Source organism: Mojavia sp., from assembly GCF_059505145.1.
Window position 1 is genome coordinate 24185 of the sequence record NZ_JCACKA010000091.1, and the last position, 20284, is coordinate 44468.

The 20284-nt window shown below is 41.0% G+C and carries 16 protein-coding genes; 10 read left to right on the forward strand and 6 right to left on the reverse strand.

What is annotated here, in order from left to right:
- The first annotated feature begins 72 nt into the window (after positions 1 to 72).
- The 4 genes from AC5JL8_RS26520 to AC5JL8_RS26535 all read left to right on the forward strand — a co-directional run bounded on the left by AC5JL8_RS26520 (position 73) and on the right by AC5JL8_RS26535 (position 7590).
- Entirely contained in the window at positions 73 to 2901 is a 2829-nt protein-coding gene (locus tag AC5JL8_RS26520; RefSeq protein WP_495882670.1) for a DUF5682 family protein, read from the forward strand.
- 628 nt (positions 2902 to 3529) lie between these two features.
- Positions 3530 to 4543 carry a hypothetical protein gene (locus AC5JL8_RS26525; RefSeq protein ID WP_495882671.1) on the forward strand — a complete coding sequence of 338 codons (1014 nt, stop codon included), beginning with the start codon at positions 3530 to 3532 and terminating at the stop codon, positions 4541 to 4543.
- A gap of 580 nt (positions 4544 to 5123) precedes the next feature.
- Positions 5124 to 6263: a tetraprenyl-beta-curcumene synthase family protein gene (locus AC5JL8_RS26530; RefSeq protein WP_495882672.1), complete on the forward strand. Its 1140-nt coding sequence runs from the start codon at positions 5124 to 5126 to the stop codon at positions 6261 to 6263.
- Positions 6264 to 6474: 211 nt separating this feature from the next.
- Positions 6475 to 7590 carry an FAD-dependent oxidoreductase gene (locus tag AC5JL8_RS26535; protein ID WP_495882673.1) on the forward strand — a complete coding sequence of 372 codons (1116 nt, stop codon included), beginning with the start codon at positions 6475 to 6477 and terminating at the stop codon, positions 7588 to 7590.
- A gap of 99 nt (positions 7591 to 7689) precedes the next feature.
- On the opposite strand, the gene AC5JL8_RS26540 is transcribed toward AC5JL8_RS26535, so the two are convergent.
- The gene (locus AC5JL8_RS26540) at positions 7690 to 8337 is read right to left on the reverse strand and encodes a class I SAM-dependent methyltransferase (protein WP_495882674.1); all 648 of its coding nucleotides are present in this window, start codon (positions 8335 to 8337) and stop codon (positions 7690 to 7692) included.
- 168 nt (positions 8338 to 8505) lie between these two features.
- On the opposite strand from AC5JL8_RS26540, the gene AC5JL8_RS26545 reads away from it, so the two are divergent.
- The gene (locus tag AC5JL8_RS26545; RefSeq protein WP_495882675.1) at positions 8506 to 9837 is read left to right on the forward strand and encodes an alpha/beta hydrolase family protein; all 1332 of its coding nucleotides are present in this window, start codon (positions 8506 to 8508) and stop codon (positions 9835 to 9837) included.
- 247 nt (positions 9838 to 10084) lie between these two features.
- Positions 10085 to 10966, forward strand: a complete 882-nt coding sequence (locus tag AC5JL8_RS26550) for a hypothetical protein (RefSeq protein ID WP_495882676.1) — start codon at positions 10085 to 10087, stop codon at positions 10964 to 10966.
- Positions 10967 to 11276: 310 nt separating this feature from the next.
- Here AC5JL8_RS26550 and AC5JL8_RS26555 read toward each other — a convergent pair whose 3' ends face one another.
- Positions 11277 to 11822, reverse strand: a complete 546-nt coding sequence (locus AC5JL8_RS26555; RefSeq protein WP_495882677.1) for a P-loop NTPase family protein — start codon at positions 11820 to 11822, stop codon at positions 11277 to 11279.
- A gap of 83 nt (positions 11823 to 11905) precedes the next feature.
- Entirely contained in the window at positions 11906 to 12037 is a 132-nt protein-coding gene (locus tag AC5JL8_RS26560; RefSeq protein WP_495882678.1) for a hypothetical protein, read from the reverse strand.
- Between the two features lie 700 nt (positions 12038 to 12737).
- On the opposite strand from AC5JL8_RS26560, the gene AC5JL8_RS26565 reads away from it, so the two are divergent.
- Positions 12738 to 14183 carry an alpha/beta hydrolase gene (locus AC5JL8_RS26565; protein WP_495882679.1) on the forward strand — a complete coding sequence of 482 codons (1446 nt, stop codon included), beginning with the start codon at positions 12738 to 12740 and terminating at the stop codon, positions 14181 to 14183.
- Positions 14184 to 14565: 382 nt separating this feature from the next.
- Here the strand turns inward: AC5JL8_RS26565 and AC5JL8_RS26570 are convergent, their stop codons facing one another.
- Complete coding sequence (locus AC5JL8_RS26570; protein WP_495882680.1) at positions 14566 to 14754, reverse strand: hypothetical protein; 189 nt, start codon at positions 14752 to 14754, stop codon at positions 14566 to 14568.
- Positions 14755 to 15221: 467 nt separating this feature from the next.
- Between AC5JL8_RS26570 and AC5JL8_RS26575 the strand changes: the two genes are divergently transcribed.
- On the forward strand, positions 15222 to 15773 hold the full coding sequence (locus tag AC5JL8_RS26575) for a calcium-binding protein (RefSeq protein ID WP_495882681.1): 552 nt from the start codon (positions 15222 to 15224) through the stop codon (positions 15771 to 15773).
- A 549-nt stretch (positions 15774 to 16322) separates the two neighbouring features.
- Here the strand turns inward: AC5JL8_RS26575 and AC5JL8_RS26580 are convergent.
- Both AC5JL8_RS26580 and AC5JL8_RS26585 read right to left on the reverse strand, forming a co-directional pair.
- Positions 16323 to 16712, reverse strand: a complete 390-nt coding sequence (locus AC5JL8_RS26580) for a hypothetical protein (protein WP_495882682.1) — start codon at positions 16710 to 16712, stop codon at positions 16323 to 16325.
- 312 nt (positions 16713 to 17024) lie between these two features.
- Positions 17025 to 17210 carry a hypothetical protein gene (locus tag AC5JL8_RS26585; protein ID WP_495882683.1) on the reverse strand — a complete coding sequence of 62 codons (186 nt, stop codon included), beginning with the start codon at positions 17208 to 17210 and terminating at the stop codon, positions 17025 to 17027.
- A gap of 337 nt (positions 17211 to 17547) precedes the next feature.
- Here AC5JL8_RS26585 and AC5JL8_RS26590 point away from each other — a divergent pair, with 337 nt between their 5' ends.
- Complete coding sequence (locus tag AC5JL8_RS26590) at positions 17548 to 17820, forward strand: hypothetical protein (RefSeq protein ID WP_495882684.1); 273 nt, start codon at positions 17548 to 17550, stop codon at positions 17818 to 17820.
- Positions 17821 to 18398: 578 nt separating this feature from the next.
- Positions 18399 to 20126 carry a diflavin flavoprotein gene (locus tag AC5JL8_RS26595; protein ID WP_495882685.1) on the forward strand — a complete coding sequence of 576 codons (1728 nt, stop codon included), beginning with the start codon at positions 18399 to 18401 and terminating at the stop codon, positions 20124 to 20126.
- Positions 20127 to 20284 lie beyond the last annotated feature (158 nt).

The window sequence follows — 20284 nt, forward strand, 5'->3', positions numbered from 1 at the left end:
CACCATATCCGGGTTTCTAATTACGAATTACGAACTTGTACTGAGCGAAGCCGAAGTATTACAAATTAATATATGGTTAACCTACCAACCGCATTCCACGCCCTCCAAGATCAACTCCTCAACGCGGCGGAAAAATTTGCTACCGATGCTCAACATTTAAGCGAAATGCTGACGGCTTTGATAGCAGATGTAGAAAAGGCCAGCAGCGAACCGCTAGAAATTTTCCCAGTGTGTCATCATTCGCCATCCTCCGCTTTGCAGATGGTGCGACGGTTACGCGGAAAACCGCCGAAGGTGATTTATTTGGAACTGTGCGAAGACTTGCAAAATACAGTTGAGAATTTGCGCGATTGTAAATTACCTGTAGCTTTGCAAGCTTTCGCTGCCGAATCTGAAACTTTTTCGCCGAAAATCATGCCGTTGAGCGTGGTTGCGCCGATTACCGAGGCTTCGGCAGAATATCAAGCGATCGCATTTGCGCTGCAAAACCCGGAAACTGAGTTAGTATTTGTAGACCGGGCGGTTGATTTTGTCTTCCAGTGGGAACCTCCTGATACTAAAGTTGTGGAATCGGAGGAACCCGTCAGCGATGAAGCCAAAATGCACGGTTCGGCGGTTGGTGTGGAAGTAGGTAGCCTCGTTCCTACTTTTGACCAATTTTTAACTTTTTTGCTGCGAAACTCCAATACCCGGCACTTTTCGGAATGGTGGGATGAGTATGTGGAAACGGCAATCATTGGTGCAGATTACGAAACCTACCGCCAGGTGATGTTCCTCATCGGTAGCTTGATGCGTCGTTTAGGAACCCGTGACCACGATATCGAAATCGACCGCCAGCGCGAACGCTATATGTGGACTTGCATGAAAAAACATATGGCGGCGAATAATATTGCACCGTCGGAAGCTATTTATATCTGCGGTGCAGCTCATTCAGCTAGCGATGTGCCAGAATACAGCGTTACTAATAATAATCTTTGGGAAATACCGGAACGCACTCAAACCAAATGGTTATACGGCTTGATTCCTTCTAGTTTTGCTGCTATCGAATACCAATTCCATCACCCGGCGGGTACGGTATCGCTAGCGGAAGCAACTTGGAAAAAGAATCTCAAGGTTACGGGGTTGAAGGGATTTTCTTTAAATAAAGAAGAGAAAGCTAGTAAAAAGCAGCAAAATCCAGTTGCAGCCAAAGCAACAAACTCCACCCTTACAAGCTTTTTAACTCGTCCCCCAGAATTAGCCGCCGCAGACACAGAACAATTGTTGCAGTGGTGTGCTGATATTGTAGGATTAGCGCGGAAAAATGCCTATTTAGCTAGTACCGCCGACTCGATAGCTATCTACCAAACCTCAATGCTGCTAGCTGGGATGCGAAACCGGATGTACCCCACACCCTACGACTTCCAAGATGCAGCAATAACTTGTCTCGAAAAAGACCGTACTCCGAAAAAACGCAATATTTACCAACTTTGCCAAATTTTACTCGGAGGCGATCGCATTGGTACGGTTGGTTATGCTTCTTTACCTCCCTTAGCCCAAGATGTTTACGATAGGCTGCAACCACTGGGAGTTAATTTACTTGCACAAACCAACCAACGCGCCTTAATGGATTTTAAACAGCAACCGGAACTTTTACCCTGTTCGGATGTGCTGTGGCGATTGCATTATTTGTTAAGCGATCGCATTGTTAAACCAATTATGGGCGATCGCAGCCTCGGCTCAAAACCAATTCAAGAATCTTGGGAAATTCGCATCGGTAAATACCAGCGCGATATTATTATGCTCGGTTACGAAGGTGTGAGTATCGAGCAAGTTATAGAACAGCGTCTCAAGCAGTTGGCGTTTTCTCCCCAAGCACAAACCAGCGACGTTCTCAAAGCTACAGAAGATAGCATTTTATACGCTCGCAGTCTCCGACTAACGCAAGAACTCGGAGAACACGCAATTTCTCTCCTCAAACAGGAAACTGGTGTAAGTGATGCACCACAAGTATTTGAGCGCGTCCGTCGGTTAGTACATTATTACCGCACCACACTCACAGGCTTACCTGAATGGATAGAACGTTTTGTTACTACAGGTTACGGGCATTACGCGACATTACTACCCCAAGCCTTCGCTGATAGGGGAACAACTCCCGAACAAATTGCTGGGATGTTGAATTTTATTTTTACACTGGAAAGTTTGGCATTATCTCTAGGTTGCAACCGCAGTCAACTATTAATCGGAGCCAAACAATCAAGCCAAAGTTTAGACGACCCCGCCAAAATTGGTTTATTGTGGACAACAGAATGGTTGCTAACACTGCGAAAACTAGAAGAAATCCGCGAATTTTTTGATGGGGTGATTAGCAATGAAATGTTAATTACATCTTTCCCCGAATACTTAAATGGTTTTATTTTATCTCTCACATTTGCACCACGAATTAGTAAATTTGTTGTCGAACTTTTAAGCAAATTATTCGCTACAGTTCCCGACAAAATTTTATTACCTTGGTTGCCAAGCCTAATTCTCAAACTGCGTCCCCACGCCCAAATTTTGCAAGGATTAATTAAAGAAGCGGCCAGTAGTTTTCCAAATAATTTGGCTAGTTTTAATAACTGGGTTCCTTCATGGTCAAAGCCGCAACCTGAGATTAAAGAACAGGTCAACTCAGTTGAGGCTGCACCAACACTCAGCGAAAATGAGTTAAAAGTTAGAGAATTACTGTTTAATTATCCAGCAACAACTAATGCTTTAGCCAAATTACTGGGAATTGAAGAATTGACTTGGCAAGAAAATTTAGAAATACATCAAAATTTCACCATTGATTTATCTGAAAGAGAATTAACAACACAAGAATTAATTACATCTCATCCAGCAACGTTAAATTACTTCGCTAGACTACTTAATCAACCAACATAGGTTCTGTCTAGAAGAGGTTGTTTGAAAAGTAGTTGGCTGTGATTTTAAACACTTATTGATCCCCCTAAATCCCCCTTTCCAAGGGGGACTTTGATATATTTCCCCCCTTTCCAAGGGGGGCTAGGGGGGATCAAACGAAATATTTAATACTTCTCAGACATCCTCTTAGGCAAGTAGCCCACACCATTTATTAGCGGTGAAGTCGTCCGCCACAACCACCAAAGAAGTTTTCACTACCACCGAGGAAAAAACTGAGTACATCTTTATTCCTATTTCCCTGTTAATCGTTCTCCGTCCCCTGTCTCTATGAGCGGTTCAGGAATCAAATCGGATTGCTCGGTGACCAAGCGCAATAGCTTGTACTGGACTGACAAGCAACAGCGTTACAAACGATGTCTAACGACAAGCTAAGAAAGCACCAACCCACTTGAGATAAGTTAAAACAGTTATCAGCTATCAAATTTTGAGTTGGGAATTTAAACATCAACTCAAATAATTTGGTATATGTATTATCTAGCAACTAGAGATATTGGATGAGGTTAAATCTCGCCAGCATCGACAATACACATGCGACGCTACTTAAAAGTGCTAGCGACTTAAGTTAATTTGAAATTTTAGGAATACTCACTTGCAATTAAATTCTCCTCCTCAAACCTTCCTTTCTCCACTGTTGGAATTACGAGAATACTATGCTCGCCTGGTAGAAAAGTATGAAAACTTACATAGGCAAGCAAGAGCAAATCTTAATCATGTAGAAGCATTACTATCTAACTGGTCTTCTAACTCAAATGCCAATAGCAACCTGTCAACAGATGAGGTGATTGGTGAGAGACTAACCGTTGCTGACGAGGAAAACTTGTCCTTTAAGGAAGTCGACTTAGTAGAGTCTATCGACTCTGAACTTCCCGAAATAAACGATTTAGAGATAGATAATTCATTTTCTGCATCTCAAGACAGCGACGAGCCACCAGCGTCAACAACATCGTCAACAACATCTGGTGTTATAGAGCCACCATCAGAAACTCCAGAGAACTTGCTCCAGTGGCCGGAGATTCCGATGCTAAACGAGTATCAAACTCTAAATCGCACCGAAGCCATCAAAAAGCTATTGCAAAAACATATTGGAACTGTATGTCATATAGATTTTATCGTGCGATCGCTTTATGGGGAGTTAAAGCCTGATATTTTGAAAGTAGTTAAAGGAAGAGTTCAATCGTCACTCACTCATGGCAAACAAAGCAATAAATGGTCAATTGTTCCTGGCAAACCTGGCTGTTATACTCTGAATTTAAGTTTACTAAACGCAACTCGTACTCATGATTCATTTGGGCAAGGCAAACACAAAAATCAGAATTATTCCGCAGTTAGCAAAACTGAAATCATCCCAATGGTCAAAGCATTTGAGGGTAAATTGTTGATTGATGCGATTACCTCTTTATTACAACAAAATCCGGGAAAAGTTTTCAGTATTGCCGAAGTGATCAACGGACTATATGGAGAACTTGATCCTCAGCAATTTAAACAGATAAAAGACAAGGTGCTTAAGGAATTATCGCGGGGTTATCGGACAGGGAGATTCTCAAAAGTGCCGGAAAAAATAGGACTTTACACTTGGGACTTCGCTCTAGTAACCAAGGCGTAAATTTAACAACCCCCACCTTTAGTAAAGTGGGGGTTAGTGATCAGGGAATAGCGGCTCCTCACAAGTAGCTATGTGCTATAGATTGAGCCTCCTAAATGATTTCGCCAAATTTCCTTAATACTTTGGCAGTAGATTGACCCCTGTAGCGACACTACTTCCCATTGTTGACGAGTTGTATACCAACCCGCTTGGTCTACAAGCAGATAATTAACTTGTCTTTACGGGAATTGATTTGAGTAGCAAAAACATCTAAAGCTATTTGCATCACAGTTGTATTAATCTTGAGCAAAATAAACTTCCGCTAACTGTTGCAGTGCCACAAACGGTAGAAACAGCCGTTCAATCCCTCCTCATTTTTAATAATATTTTGAGTCCTATTGCTTATTGACAATTGGTGTGTAATCTTAAATTCTCACGAATAGCTCCTGCTCAGACAATTCTGGAGCTTCAACACCAGTAACGTCAGCTATTAGCCCTATAGATAGCATTTTAATCCGACCTGTTTCAAAGGATAGATGATATTTATTTTTTTCAAATTTAATCTAAAAGAGCAGTTAAAAATAAATATAAATAAATAATAATGATGCTCAGAAATAAGTATCATAATCCTAATAAAAATATCAAAGATTCTCTCCAAAAAGCTTCCTTAGTGCAAGTTCCATATAGTTCTGGGATGCTGATACTGAGAATGTATTGTGATGTTCTTCCACAAGTTCGTAAACATTTAGAATTCTGGAAGAAAAAAGCTGAAAAAATTCCTAATCCTGAATTACGTAAACAGGCTTTATTAAGTATAAAAAGTAAAACATTTCATTGCGAAGGTGGTTCTATCTATGGATTACTTGCTCAAGAAATTGAGCAAGTAATCTGCTTTATTGTTGCTTATCAAACAATTAGTGATTATTTAGATAACCTATGCGATCGCAGTACTTCCTTAGATCCGAAAGATTTCCGTACTCTGCATCAAGCTTGTTTAGATGCTTTGACACCTAGTGCTAAATGCATTAATTACTACCAATTTCGTCAAGAGCAAGACGATGGCGGCTATTTGATGGAACTAGTAAAAACTTGTCAAAATGTATTAAGGCAGCTACCATCCTATCAAATAATTGCCCCTAGTTTATATCATCTGGCTGATTATTATTGTGATTTACAAGTTCATAAACACGTCCAAGTCAAGGAGCGAGTTCCTCGATTAAAAGCATGGTTTGAAAGACATCGTAACCAAATTCCTCAAATGAAGTGGTATGAATTTTCAGCTTCTACTGGCTCAACATTAGGAATTTTTTGCCTTGTGGCCTGTGCAAGCGATCCAGATTGCTCTGAAGAATTAGCTACAAAAGTTAAAAACAGCTACTTTCCTTGGGTTCAAGGGCTTCATATCCTACTTGACTATTTTATCGATCAAGAAGAAGACCGCATAGGTGGAGATTTAAATTTCTGTGCTTACTATAATAATGAACAAGAAATAAGCGAACGGTTTGCTTATTTTCTTAAACAGGCTGATCAAGCTGTTTCTCGTTTACCACATAAGCACTTTCATCGAATGATTAATCGAGCTTTATTAGGTGTTTATCTGGCTGATGAAAAAGTCAATGAACAGAAAAATGTCAAAAAAACTGCAAAGCAAATTCTGCGTTTATGTGGCGGTTCATCACTCTTTTTTCTCTGGAATGTGATGATTATGGCTCGGATTCGGTCTCGAAAAATCTTAGCATAAGTAGTCTTATATACTAAAAGATATAACTAACTAGGCATTAGCTAGAGATAAGCAAGCATATTCATCATCTGAAAGCTCAATATAAGTCTGTTATCTCTTACTTGTCTAAAAAATAAGAAAGCAATTCATGAGTCTGTAAAATGGTTGGTATCCTTTTTAAGAAATGTTCATGAATAAAAACAAATTCTAGTTAGATAAGGATAATTTGATAATGTCTAAAATTGTAGTCCTTGGGGCAGGGCCAGCAGGATGTTCCGCAGGTTATCACTTGGCTAAAAGTGGGCATCAAGTCATGCTTATAGATAAGGACTGCTTTCCTAGAGATAAAATTTGTGGAGATGGAGTCAGCCTTGAATCAGTTCAAGCATTATCCACAATGGGGATATATCCACAGGACATCAAACGTTTAGCCTCTGAGTACGCTCAAATCGATGGGTTTGTGCTTGGAGTTTCAAACGAGATTAGCCATATGTGTCCCACTCAGCTTAAAGGCTATTGCATACCTAGATTTGTATTCGACAATCTTCTTTATCAAAAAGCAATCAATGCAGGGTGTGTAGCTCGAACGCAGAGGATTACCGACATTGAACGCTATCACCAAGAACTTCATAGTGATTTTGATTACATAATTGATGCACGCGGTGTTTATGCAGGAGAAGCCAATGCGATCGCAATTAGAGCTTACTGGAATATAAGAGTGGCAGATTTTCCAAAAACCTATCTCTCAAAAGCTCAAATTTACTTTGATAAAGCTCTTGGCGTTAATGGATATGGTTGGATATTTCCCGTAGCGGTAGACTCAGAATTAGTCAAGCTCAATGTTGGTGTGGGAGTGTGGCTAGATGAATATCAAAAGAACAACACAAACATTATTCGGCTTTTCAATGAATTTGTGCAGCGTAATCAGGCTACAAAACAACTCTTAAGCCTAGTAGTTAGTCAGCAAAAACCTAAAGCTTATCCCTTAGCCACCGCAAAACGAGCTAACACAGTCAGCTATGGCAAGGTTTTCAAAATTGGTGATGCTGCAAATCTGACAGATCCTTTGACTGGTGAAGGGATCGCAAATGCTATTCTCAGCGGCTTATACGTGACGCAAGCGATTAATATGAGTACTAGTCCAGAATTAGCATCTGAAAATTGGCAGCGTCTTTATCAGCTCTACTTTGAGCCAGACCTCGATGCTGGTTTACAGATAAAGTCTTTGAGAAAATTTTCATTTATAAATAAGTTATTAATCTGGCTGATGAATAGGAATAAGCCGTTAGCAGAGCAGGTGACTTATACATTTGCAGGTTTAATTCCTTATAAAAGGCTACTACCCTAACTCAAGTAATGAAGCCTGTATTTGTGATGTGTTGCAAAAATAGGTGCTGGGCTGGTAAAAAGAGATTTAACAGTTAGATCTTTGAGGGTGATTGTGAAGTTATGCTTTCGAGTTTTTCAACAGTAATTGACAACCACATAAAAATGGGTTTGGGCTTTCTATGCGCTCGTCCAGAAGCACCTCAATTGGAAGCCGACTATTGTAGATTAATTCGTCGTAATCCATCAACGCATTCCACTTAATCTTGCCAGTTGGGAAGCCTAATTCTAAAGCTGCATCAGATATTAGCTCCTGCCACTTCTCAATCTCCGGGTCTCGTGATTTGCAGTAATCAAGAATAGCAATTAATGCACCAGGTTTAGTCACGCGTAAAATCTCTTCAAGAGCACCGACGGGATCAGCAACAACACAAAGGGTATAGCCTGATGCTGCGGCATCAAAGCTATTTTCAGGAAAACCAAGGTTTTGAATATCCATTTGTTTGAAGATGATATCTGCGGATACACGCTTTTTACGGGCTTCATCGAGCATTTTATGCGATAGATCAACGCCTACAACTTTTACCCCTTCAGGGTAGGCTGAAAGATTAAGGCCTGTTCCTACGGCAGCATCAAGCACAGTTTGTCCTAATTTAAGCTGCAAAGAAGCAATCAACGGCTGGCGATTAATATCCCAGTAACGCCGCATAATCGACTCATAATCTACTGCTCCGCGATCATAAGTCTCAATTATTTTAGCTACTTGCATACATTTCTTTATTGATATAACTACTTGGGTGTAACAATTTCTTCAACAGTTTACTATATAAATTAAGCAACCTCTCGACCTTGCGACCTCCCCAGGACGGTCGCATCTAAATTAATCCTGACCGAAACCAAGGTTAAAAATCAACGAAAGAATTATAGGATTTTTCAGATGGTTCAAGTCAACTTTAATGTTTGGGGTAACGGTTCTATCAATCGTTCTGGGCGTATTATTTCTGAGGCACCGACTTATGTTGTTATTCATGGCTATCAAAGCACTGGTGGCAATGCAGGTAATAACTACAAAGCTGCTGACTGGATGGGAAACATAGCCCAAACCATTCGACAGCGTGAGTCTAATGCTAATATCATTCTCGTAGATTGGGAGTCAGGGGCTAGTTCGTTGTGGTATCCTACTGCCGCCGCCCGAACACGCGATGTTGGTAATCAGTTGGCTACCTACTTAATAAATAATGGTGTAGATCCGACTTACACTAACCTGCTTGGACATAGTTTAGGAGCGCACATTGCTGGTACGGCAGGCTCTGCCTACCGTGAAGTTACTGGGCTTTCTATTGCTCAAATAGTAGGACTAGATCCAGCAGGGCCTGAGTTTGAAGGCAAAGCCGCAAGCGCTCGTTTAGATCCAAGTGATGCTACTCGCGTTGTATCTTTACATACTAGCAAAGCTCTCGGTTATGATGCTCGCTTGGCTAGCTTAGATGTCTTTGCCAACTGGAATGACTTATTCCAGCCTGGACAGTGGAATTTTGCTGGCAATCATAGTTATGCCCATATCCTCTATACAGAATTACTTCAAGGCAATAGCTTTACCCAGTCCAATGGCGCTCTGTTGAACTTGAACACAGTAGTCAATGCTGGGTTTACTGGGTACAACGATGCCAGCACTAAAAACAATAAGGCTATTGTTGCTCTTAATCTCTCAGGTACTGCCAACAATGATACCCAGGCGGGTGGTGCAGCTAATGATACCATCGGTGGTGATGCTGGAAACGACTACATTACAGGTGGCGATGCTAATGATTTTCTGTTTGGAGATAACGGTAACGATCTTCTCTATGGTGGGCGTGGGAATGATTCTGCCTTCGGAGGCACTGGCAGCGATCGCTTGTTTGGAGATGAAGGTAGCGACATGCTCACAGGAGCAGATGCAGCAACAACAGGTGTTGGTGAAGTTGACCGCTTGACTGGAGGCACTGGCAGCGATCGCTTTGCGCTAGGTACTACTTCTGGTCTCTTCTACAGCGATACTAATACTAGTACTTCCGGACTGGGTGACTATGCTGTAATTGCTGATTTCAATATTTTAGAAGACATGCTTGAATTATCCGGCTCCAAATCTAGCTATAGCTTGGGAGCAGTGCCAACTGGTTTAGTTGCAGGTACAGCCTTATTCGTGAATGAAACTAATCCTGAACTCATTGCGATCATTCAAGGCTCTACCAACCTCAGCCTTAGTGCGAGCTATTTCCTTACTGTCTAAAACATAATCTCAAATTGAATGCGAGAATCCATAGATGGTTAATTCGGTTGCATAGAGTCTCCATCAATCAACTCTAGCAAAGCAATTAAAAGGAGAGTTAGGTGATGAGCAAAACACCTGTTGACCAATTTATTCAGGTTTTATTATTGGGTTGATAGCCAAAAATGCAATACTCCAATTTAAACTGATGCAAGCAAAGCCAGCGCTGCAAAAGGTTTTAAACTAAATTATTAAGGATTTTATCAAAATGAATACTGAACAAACAGAAACACAAAGGGAGCAGGAAACACCCACAGGGATATTTCAAGCCGTTGGCGTTATCACAGGTGACGTTACCTTCATATTTGAAGAACAGAGAAATAAATATATTGCAAACATCACCATTGGGCAGTACCAGTACAACCTATTCCCCAATGGCTCATCATGGAGCAAATCAGCATCTTTTAATGGTTTAAGAAAGCAAATAGAATCTACAGGAATTAGTAGACAGAAATTGATTGTTTACCCCAAAATTACGCACTATCCAGGCAAAGAGCAGCAACATAATATAGCCTTCCAATTGGTTGCATTTGAGAAAGAAAATGTAGAGAATTCAATCTCTAAGCAATTAAACAACTTGGAATTTAAACTATCCGGCTTATGGCAATTCATCCCAGTTTGCCGTACTCCGTGCATTACGGTAATGAAAAACTTCAGCAATGAACGTTTGGAGTACATTAAGCAGGCTGAACTAGCTAATAAGGTTAATTTTATGAAAGCTTCTCATATCCCTTTGATATGGACAGATGCACCTGTAAATCCCTTTAGGTTTAATCCTAAAATATCGAAAGAAGAACAAGGAAAAGCGAAATTTGTAAGTATTAAAGCAAGGTTTATTCCCGGTAGAGACGTTTTTGGTTTCGATTCGTTGCTAGCACTACCACAAGATGAGCCGCCAAAGTATTTGAAGGCAGGCAAGAAAGACAAGGCCCAAGTGCTTAAAAGTAAGTTAGCAAGTAGACGACAAAAGTCTGGGAATGAACCTATTAAGGTAACAATTAAGCCCAAAGTCGTTGAGAAAAATAATAACCAAATAGGAATAAGTTCAGCGACAGGGATTGAAAAGCCAAAACTCAAAAATAAAAATTAGCTTTGAGGTCATCAAATCAATAGCTAAACTAGCAGAGGAGGCAGTGCGGTGTTAGCGTAGCGGTAGCGACGTAGGAGCGTCGGCAGTCCGGACTTGGTGGTTTCCACGCAACTTGCTTCAAGCCGGGAAACCCCCAGGAGCAACTGCCGTTGGGCAGAGGGGCACAAAAGAAGGGTTTTTGTTGCTCATCTGCATAGATTCGGGAATTATAACTAATTAGCCGGACTTGATATAACAATCCCAATCGCCAACCGTCGAAAGATTATATCCTGAGCGTTCTTTTGTTGTCTCTTGCGGGTGATTGGGAACTTTAGGCTGATGCATCATCTTTAAAGTTAGTTTGATTTTCAATTAATTCAATAAATTGCGAAATCTGTTTAGTTGAGCGAATGTGATAAACACTTTTGATGCTTTGAGCCTGCTCGATATACTCACGATATTTTGGAGTCAAATATTTGTGACATAACCAAAGCACGCGGTAGCTACTAAGCGAACTCCTCAATATTGGACTGTTTTGGGGCCAGCCTTCTGGCGGTTTAAAGTAACCTGTAATGAATCGTTTAGTTACCCACCATCCATGCACATATAGCGGTAGATCGATATAAACCAGAGTATCAGCCTCGTTCAGTCGTAGCCAGAGGGTTTCCATGCAACCAAACCCGTCAATAATCCATCGGTCAGTAACTAAAATTTGCTGATGGGCACGCTTATATTCTTCATGGGGAACCTCTGTGCCCCCTGATTGATATTTAATCTTGTCCAAGACGTGAAGTGGCAAACCAGTGATTTGGGATAATCTCTTGCTGAGAGTTGATTTACCGCCTCCAGCATTGCCAAACACAGCTACTTTTTGCATCGTCACTCTCCTTTTAGTGCAATTAAGCCACCTCTTAGACTAGATTGAGTGAACAAACCCAGCAATCTCAGTCCTTTGAATACCTAAGCTTCCACTTGCACTTCAGGGGGCGATCGCCCGCTTCGTTTATATAAGAATAACCCAACTTTGAAAGCACGAGTAATTGGTGCATTGAAGGCTGGAGGTACTGAAGCATTGAAGGAACTAATCGACAATCCTTCGATTAATAGTGCTTGCTCATTTTGTTCCTCGATTAATGAATCGGTCTTCTAGAGGCATTGCTTAAACTAGTGGCGTTAATGCCATTTAATGTAATTCTCTAGATATAATTCGCTCTAGCTATTTTTCAGCATTTTTAACCAAGGCTTACTTCATAAAATAGTCTTTTAAGTAGATGTTTGCATTTAGCACTGGCCATATATTTAAAGTATCAATTGTTAATTATTAATCTGGTTAGAAGAGGGGATTTATATGCTTGCTGCCGTTATCTTTTTTGCTGGTTACGCTGCAATATCTACATTATTTGTTTTGAATGTTGAATAATAAATCAAAAATACCACTTCTCAACTTTTAATAGTTTTATCTTCATATTACGCTCATTGCCATGTGGACTTCTCCTAATTACCTCGGTTAGTTTCGCCGGGGTTTTTTTTTGCTCTTAAGCGTCTAGCGATCGCTAACGAGCTTGAGGCTGAGTGACGGTAGCATTTAAAAATCACTCAAGATCCAAATCTCATTAGAGCCAAATATTTCTATCAATTGTTAGATGATTGCTAAATGTAAATACATAGTATGCTACATCTTGGTCTTTCAAATTAAGTACAGGTCATATGGTTTTTAGCTGCAAAGATATATATCTAGCTTGCTAAGTGCAGAATTAGACATGATCCAATAATCAACTATCTTTGAACTTTAATGAGTAAGAAGCGTTTGCTGGTGCTAGTTTTTGCACTGTTGCTGATTGCCCTTTCTTGGTGGGGTGTGGTGTCGGCGCAGGCTGGCTTAGTAGTGCGCCAACTGGAGCGAGAGGGAGTACCACTATTGTACGTAGTGCCAGAAAATGCATTAAAATTACCTAGTGTTCTAGTAGCGCATGGTTATGCAGGTTCTAAGCAGTTGATGCTTGGCTATGCACATGTCTTGGCCCATGCAGGTTACGCGGTGATGCTATGGGATTTTGATAGTCATGCATCTAATGGCAAGCCTTTAAAGACAAATTCGCTACAAAAAAATCTGGATATTGCTTATGCAGCACTGGTGGCACAACCAGAGGTAGACACATCGCGTTTAGCTACTTTAGGTCACTCAATGGGGAGTGGTGCAGTCATGACGGCTGCTATTGGTGATGTTAATCGCTATGCTGCGACTGTGGCAGTATCGCCTACAGGTGCATTAGTGACAACAAATGCACCTCGAAACCTGCAATTGCAAGCAGGCAGTTGGGAAGGTAGGTTTATTGCAAATGCACAACGGTTACTACAACAAGCAGGTGGAGAAAATCAGAATTTAGCTGATGGCAAGGGGCGGGATCTCGTTATTATCTCCAATGCCGAACACATTACAATTTTGTTTCGCAATCAGAGCCACCAAGTTGCTAGAAATTGGCTTGATGCTACTTTTGGGGTGCAGCGTCAAAGCGACTATGTTGACCGCCGCATGATTTGGTATGGTTTGCACTTGTTGGGGTGGTTGGCTGTACTTGGTGCAATTGCTCCGGTTTTGGCTGTTTCTTCGACCGCACGCAAGATAGGGCAGTTAAGAAGCTGGGCAGGTTTATTCCTAACTCCGTTTGTGGCCAGTGGCGCGCTGATATTGGTAAATCGCATCGCTGATATTGCTAGCTTGGGTGGAGTGCTGGTAGGCGGGGCGGTGAGTATTTGGTTTGGTATAGCAGGTTTAGCTTGGCTAGTAATCATGTCACGGTTGGCAATTCCCAAACTACGAGCCGTTTGGATTGGTATAGCGCTGTTTGTGGTGTTATGGGTTGCTTTTGGAGCAATGGCACAGGTGGTGTGGTTGGAGTGGTGGTTAATTCCACTACGTCTAAAGTTATTTCCCCTGTTGGCGCTAGCTTGTTTTCCTTGGTTTTTAGCATCGGGAGTGGCACAACAAAGCCTTGGGCTAGGAAAACGAATTGTGTGGTGGTTCGGACAAAGCACGGTATTAGTTGGAGGTTTTATTTTGGTACTTTACCTATTGCCTCAACTCAGTTTTATTTCACTTTTGCTACCATTATTCCCCGTCATGATGGTAATTTTCTCATTTGCTGCTGGCTTACTCAATGAACCTTTTAGCTATGCAATTGGCAGTGCGATGTTCTTTGGTTGGACATTGGCAGCTACTTTTCCTTTGGCAAGCTAATAGGAGCATGACCAAAAAGGAGGGCAGTTGAAGCTCTTGAGGCTGGGGGAGAAAAGAGGAATTCTGAATGTCACGAAGATAAGCTGTTCTTGAGCAGGGGAAGCTCTTGAGGCTGGGGGAGTAAAGAAAAATTATTAGTATCTGTTACTACTGCGACACTCTAAAATACACTTATTTCTTTGTCTCCACCTGCACCAAGGCACCCCCCGCTTGCCTTAGCAAATAACGCGCGCTCTTCGTGCCATTCTGATCTGGATGTGATAGTTTACCCACAAATGGGTAATTGCATCTGTGGGAGCAGCGCCAGTATCCTCAAAAGTAAAAATGCAATCAGCTTGATAGTTATCAGATGCAGATACAATCAACTTGCCCCAAGAGCTGATTAGCCACTCAACTTAATGACACCTTGACTGACAAAATATTCAAGCTGAGAATTGTGCTGTATTTGTTCGCGGACTAACTTGATCTGCTCATGGCTGAGAATATGTAATCCTGGACGGATAACATAACCTTTAATAATGACATTTTGCGGCTGCTGGCTGTCGGTGCGATTGTAAGTAATTGAAGGCATATTTGTACCTAAATGGGTAAGAACTAACACGGATCAGAATATTTCACTCCTATGCCTATAGCTTTACACAAGTTCTTTACCTGAGTGAATTTCTTAGCGACAGCTTAGTTCTTCTGTGGCATTGGAAATTGGGTGTATATGAGCAGTTAAACCCATGCAACAAATCCTTTTTACAGTTAGGCATTTAAGCAATTTTAATCAAAATACAAAATTTATTTAATAACTGAATTAATAAATATTTTAAATTATTGAAATGAAATGAATTGAGATGACTTTACCTATTATCATAAGTGCAAGACTATTGCTATATGTAAGTCTGAATCTACCGATTATTGGAGGATAACATCATAACTCAACCAAGTAATCTAATTTAAAAAGCTTACTCTATCAGCTTTTGATTAGGAAAAATATAAATGATTAGCTGTTAAGCATCTGCGAAATTTGATATTCAACCAGGATAAATTGACATGACAATTATCAATGGCAATGAGGGAGATAATTTCCTATTTGGAACTCCAAATGACAATTACCTCAACGGCTTTGGCGGCAAAGACTTACTAATTGCCGGAAATGGCAATGACATTTTAGATGGTGGTAAGGGTGATGATATCCTCATTGGTATAAATCCTTTGGATGACCAACCAGGTCAGTTAGAGCGGGATACACTGATTGGCGGTGCGGGCAGAGATACCTTCGTTCTCGGAGATCCTTTTAAAGTTTATTATGATGATAGTCAGATTCGATTCATCATTGCACCACCTCCTAATGAACCCCCACCAAGCTATGCCTTGATTGCTGACTTTGAGCCAGGTAAAGATGTGATTCAGCTTAAAGGAGCCATAGAATATAAGCTAGAAGATGTCAAACTACCTAATGGTGTTTCTGGTCTAGGCATATTTTTTGATGCTGACCGTTTTGATGGTAATGGTTCTGAGCAGTTGATTGGTATTATTCAAAGTCAACAGTCTTTAGATAAGCTGCAAATCAATTTAGGTCGGGCAATTACAACCATCACCTAATAATACTCAACAATCGCCAACAACCTGTGACATCATCACGCTCCCGTTAGGACAGATGCTATATGTGAGGCATTGTACCTGAAAACGCCTCTTTTGTTACAAAGCCTTTCAAGAGGAATAAAGTTAATCTAGAGCAACCTGCTGCATAGTGTGAAACTACTTTACCTTCAATGATTGATTGATATCATGTCCGTTTAAATAACCGTCATTGCGATCGAAGGGAAGCAATCCCAAAAACTTTGCGATTGCGTCGTTTCACTTCGTTCCACTCGCAATGACATATTCAGGGTGATTTGCCGGATATCATATGAGATAGCTAAGAGCTTGGTTATGACATGACCAAGCTCTCTTGTAGCAATTGTCTATGATATTGCGATCGCTATGTTTTCCTCTAATAATAGGGGCGATTGCCCTTTCGGTCGCACTCTATAATACAATACGGTTCAGTTAGTGAGTGGTATTCGATTCCGCAAGATCCCCCCAACCCTCCTTAGAGGATGTTTTAAAAGTATTGGGCGAATATATAACGGTTCTCACTTGAGTGAGCCTTTAGTCTAAACTAATTCTCCAGAAACCTTCAAGCGGATTTGACTGTTGCAATTGACTACTATTGCCCATCGAATCATTGTTATATACCAACCCAACACTGAATATTCTATTTATTGGCAATTGCCCTAATTTTCCAAAACCTTCAATATTTTTTGAGTCAGTTATAACCTGTTGGTTCAATTGGATGGTTGTTTGGTTTCCATCAGCAAAGTAGAGCGTTGCTCGTCTGTTGTGAAAGCGTACTTGAACGTTATAGACCCCACCAGTGGCATAATAGTAAGCTTTTGCAGGCAGCTTTTCTCCATCGATATTCTGCCCTTTGAACTCAACTGCGAGCGCAGGCGTGGTCAACATAAACAAGGCAGGCAGAACTAACCCTAACACTTTCATTGCTTTACTAACAAGCGGATTTTATCAAACTATTTCCCACTTTAAAACATCAACTTAACTGTAAGGGGTAAAACAGCATACAACTTAGTACACCGATCTCTGGTAAAACCGCAGCTGCCATCCACACAGATTTTTACAACTTTATCCTCACAGCGCTTTTGCGACAACTTTAGATATTCTCAACACCCCAGTGTATGTCCCTTTGTGACAGAGCGCTGTACAAAGACCTACAACACGGCTTTGTTGCAGCCCATTTACAGTGCCTAGTCACAAAGGAATTACACTCGGCTTCAGTACAAATGTCTGCAAGAACTAAGAAGCAGCTGAGTTTGAGCGTTCTATTTGCTGCCGAATGGTATCAATAGAAGCATTAATGCCAGCCAGTTTGGACTCTAAATCATCTCGCATCCAAATCAAGAATTTTAATTTCCGCTCTAAGCTAGCTTTGTGCGAAATGGGTTCGCTTCCATAACAGGGATTAGCCCAAAAAGGAAACATAGTTTACCTCTGTATTTAGCTTTTGTAACAGTGCAATACATTGCACCACTACACTACATTCTGGCTAATAACAATCAGACTGGTGTGTGTAACAACCGACCATTATTGTACGTGCTTAACGAACTTCTGCTAAAAGTTATCTCTTGAACTAGTGAAGGTATTTGACCATACTGCGACAATTAGCCAAAAAGTGACCAATAATTCAGATTTCCATTGAGTACGAACACAAAATCATTAGTGGGGGTTGCTATGGTATTCCCTCGTGATACCAGCTTGTCCTCACTTGAATAGCTGGCATCTAATGTTGTGGCTTTCGTTTAAAGTTCGATGGTTGTAGATGAACATAGGAATAATCGAGCCTTACAATAGCGGATTTTTAGAAGTTTTACCAGAGGGTGAAGACAGCGACTATTGGCAGATTGCAGCTATACATATCAATGGTCAAGCCTTCTGTCCTACCCCTCAGCTTTATCGTTCAGAACAAGTGGCATTAGTAAAAGCGGCAAAAATTTATGACTGGATAGCTGAACACGAACCAGAAATTAGTAATGGGACTTGCTATTGTTCTAAATTCAACCTCATCCTATGGCAGCAACCAAAAGTGTCTTAGTTGGCCAGAAGAGGGCAAGGGTAACTGGAAAGGGCAAGATGTATTTATAGTTTTCTCCCCTTGTCTCCCCATCCTCTACTTGACCAGGGCGACCGCTTGCCTTGAGCAATACTTATAGTACGTTTGTATTAATTTACTGCTTAGAGTAAGCCATATTTCCCCGTCTTGAGCGCGGGGATTTTTACTCTTTTGGTTATGGCGCGATGCGATCGCTTTCCCAAAAAAGATAGACAACAGTTTCAACAACAGTCCTGGTGTGCGAGTATTTGCTTTCGACAGCAACAGCAAATGCTAAGGGTGCAGTCTACGTGTTAAATAACTATTGCATGAGGCTCCTGCCCCCTGTCTAGTTTGTTTCAAGTATTTATTTTGATTGGTCTACTTATATATTTATAATGCAGTATCAAAACTAATGATTAGTATTGATTGATTTCAATGCTAATTCAATATAAAAAAAAGATAAATATTACTAATCAACAACTTTAGAAATTGGCATTTTACCAATTAAGATTTTCAGTCCAATATAGGAATAACAATACTTAATGTCTATCCAATAATAATTTTTTAGGTAAAAATCAATGGTAACGCTTACAGAACATGCTCAAGCCATTAATGTAGGACGTTTGACCGTGCAAACGGTAGAAATTGCTCCTGAAACAACTGCTATTCGCTGTCTCGATTGGGATAGAGAGCGGTTTGATATTGAATTTGGTTTACGGAACGGAACGACATATAATTCTTTCTTAATTCAAGGTGAAAAAATTGCTTTAGTTGACACCTCACATCGCAAATTTGAGGAATTATATCTTGAAATAGCGGCAGGATTAGTTGATCCGCATAAAATAGACTATTTAATTATTAGCCACACGGAACCAGACCATAGTGGTTTAGTTAAGGATATTTTGCTGCTAGCTCCTTCAATCACTGTTGTTGGTGCTAAGGTGGCGATTCAGTTTCTAGAGAATATGGTGCATCAGCCATTTAAATCGTTGCTGGTGAAAAGTGGAGAGCGTTTAGATTTAGGTAATGGGCACGAATTAGAATTTATATCTGCACCTAATTTACACTGGCCTGACACGATTTTGACCTACGATCGCAAAACAGGTATTCTCTACACCTGTGACGTGTTTGGAATGCACTATTGCGATGATCATACCTATGATGAAAACTTCTACGCCATCGAAGAAGATTTTCAATATTACTATGACTGTCTCATGGGGCCAAATGCACGGTCTGTCTTAGCAGCTTTAAAACGCATTGAAAACTTAGAAATAAATACGGTAGCTACAGGACACGGGCCTCTATTACAGCATCATATTTCCGAATGGTTAGGAAAGTATCAAACCTGGAGTTTAGAACAAGCTAAGACAGAGACGTTAGTTGCTTTGTTTTATGCAGGAGATTACGGCTATAGTGAACATTTAGCTTATACATTGGGGCATGGATGTACTAAAACAGGTGTAGCGGTAGAATTGATAGACCTCAATAGTGCTGAACCACAAGAAGTTAGAGAATTAGTAGCTCAAGCTTCTGGTATAGTAATTGCCATGCCACCCCAGTCTTCAGCGACGGCTCAAGCTGCTTTAAGTACTATTTTGGTCGCTGTGCATCAGAAGCAGGCAATAGGTTTATTAGAATCTGGTGGTACAGAAGATGAACCTGTTTATCCTTTACGCAATAAGTTTCAAGAATTAGGATTAGTTGAAGCGTTTCCCCCAATTTTGATTAAAGAGGCTCCGACACAAATAACAGAACAATTGTGTGAAGAAGCGGGTACAGATATAGGGCAATGGTTAACCCGCGATCGCACCATCAAACAAATCAAATCCATCAACACAGACTTAGAAAAAGCCCTCGGAAGAATTAGCACCGGGCTATATATCATCACCGCCAAAAAAGGTGAAATTCAAAGTGCCATGTTTGCTTCTTGGTTAACACAAGCAAGCTTGAATCCTTTAGGAATCGCCATTGCCGTTTCTAAAGAACGAGCAATTGAATCTTTAATGCACGTAGGTGATCGCTTCGTTTTAAACGTCCTCGCAGAAGATAACTATCAAGGATTAATGAAACATTTCCTCAAGCGTTTTGCCCCTGGTGCAGATCGTTTTGCAGGAGTAAAGACTTATCCAGCCACCAATGGTTCACCTATTCTCGTCGAAGCCTTAGCTTATATGGAATGTGAAATCACCAGCCGCATGGATTGTGGCGACCATTGGGTTATCTACAGCACCGTCCAAACCGGCAGAGTCGCCAACGTCAACGCCCTGACCGCCGTTCATCACCGCAAAGTCGGAAATCATTACTAAATCAGGGACTGGGGACTGGGGACTAGGGGACTAGGGGACTAGGGGACTAGGGGAAACAACTATGAATAACTCTTGCTCCTTGTCCTCTTCACCCAATGCCCAATCCCCAATCCCCAATCCCCAGTCCCCAATCCCCAATCCCCAATCCCCAATCCCCA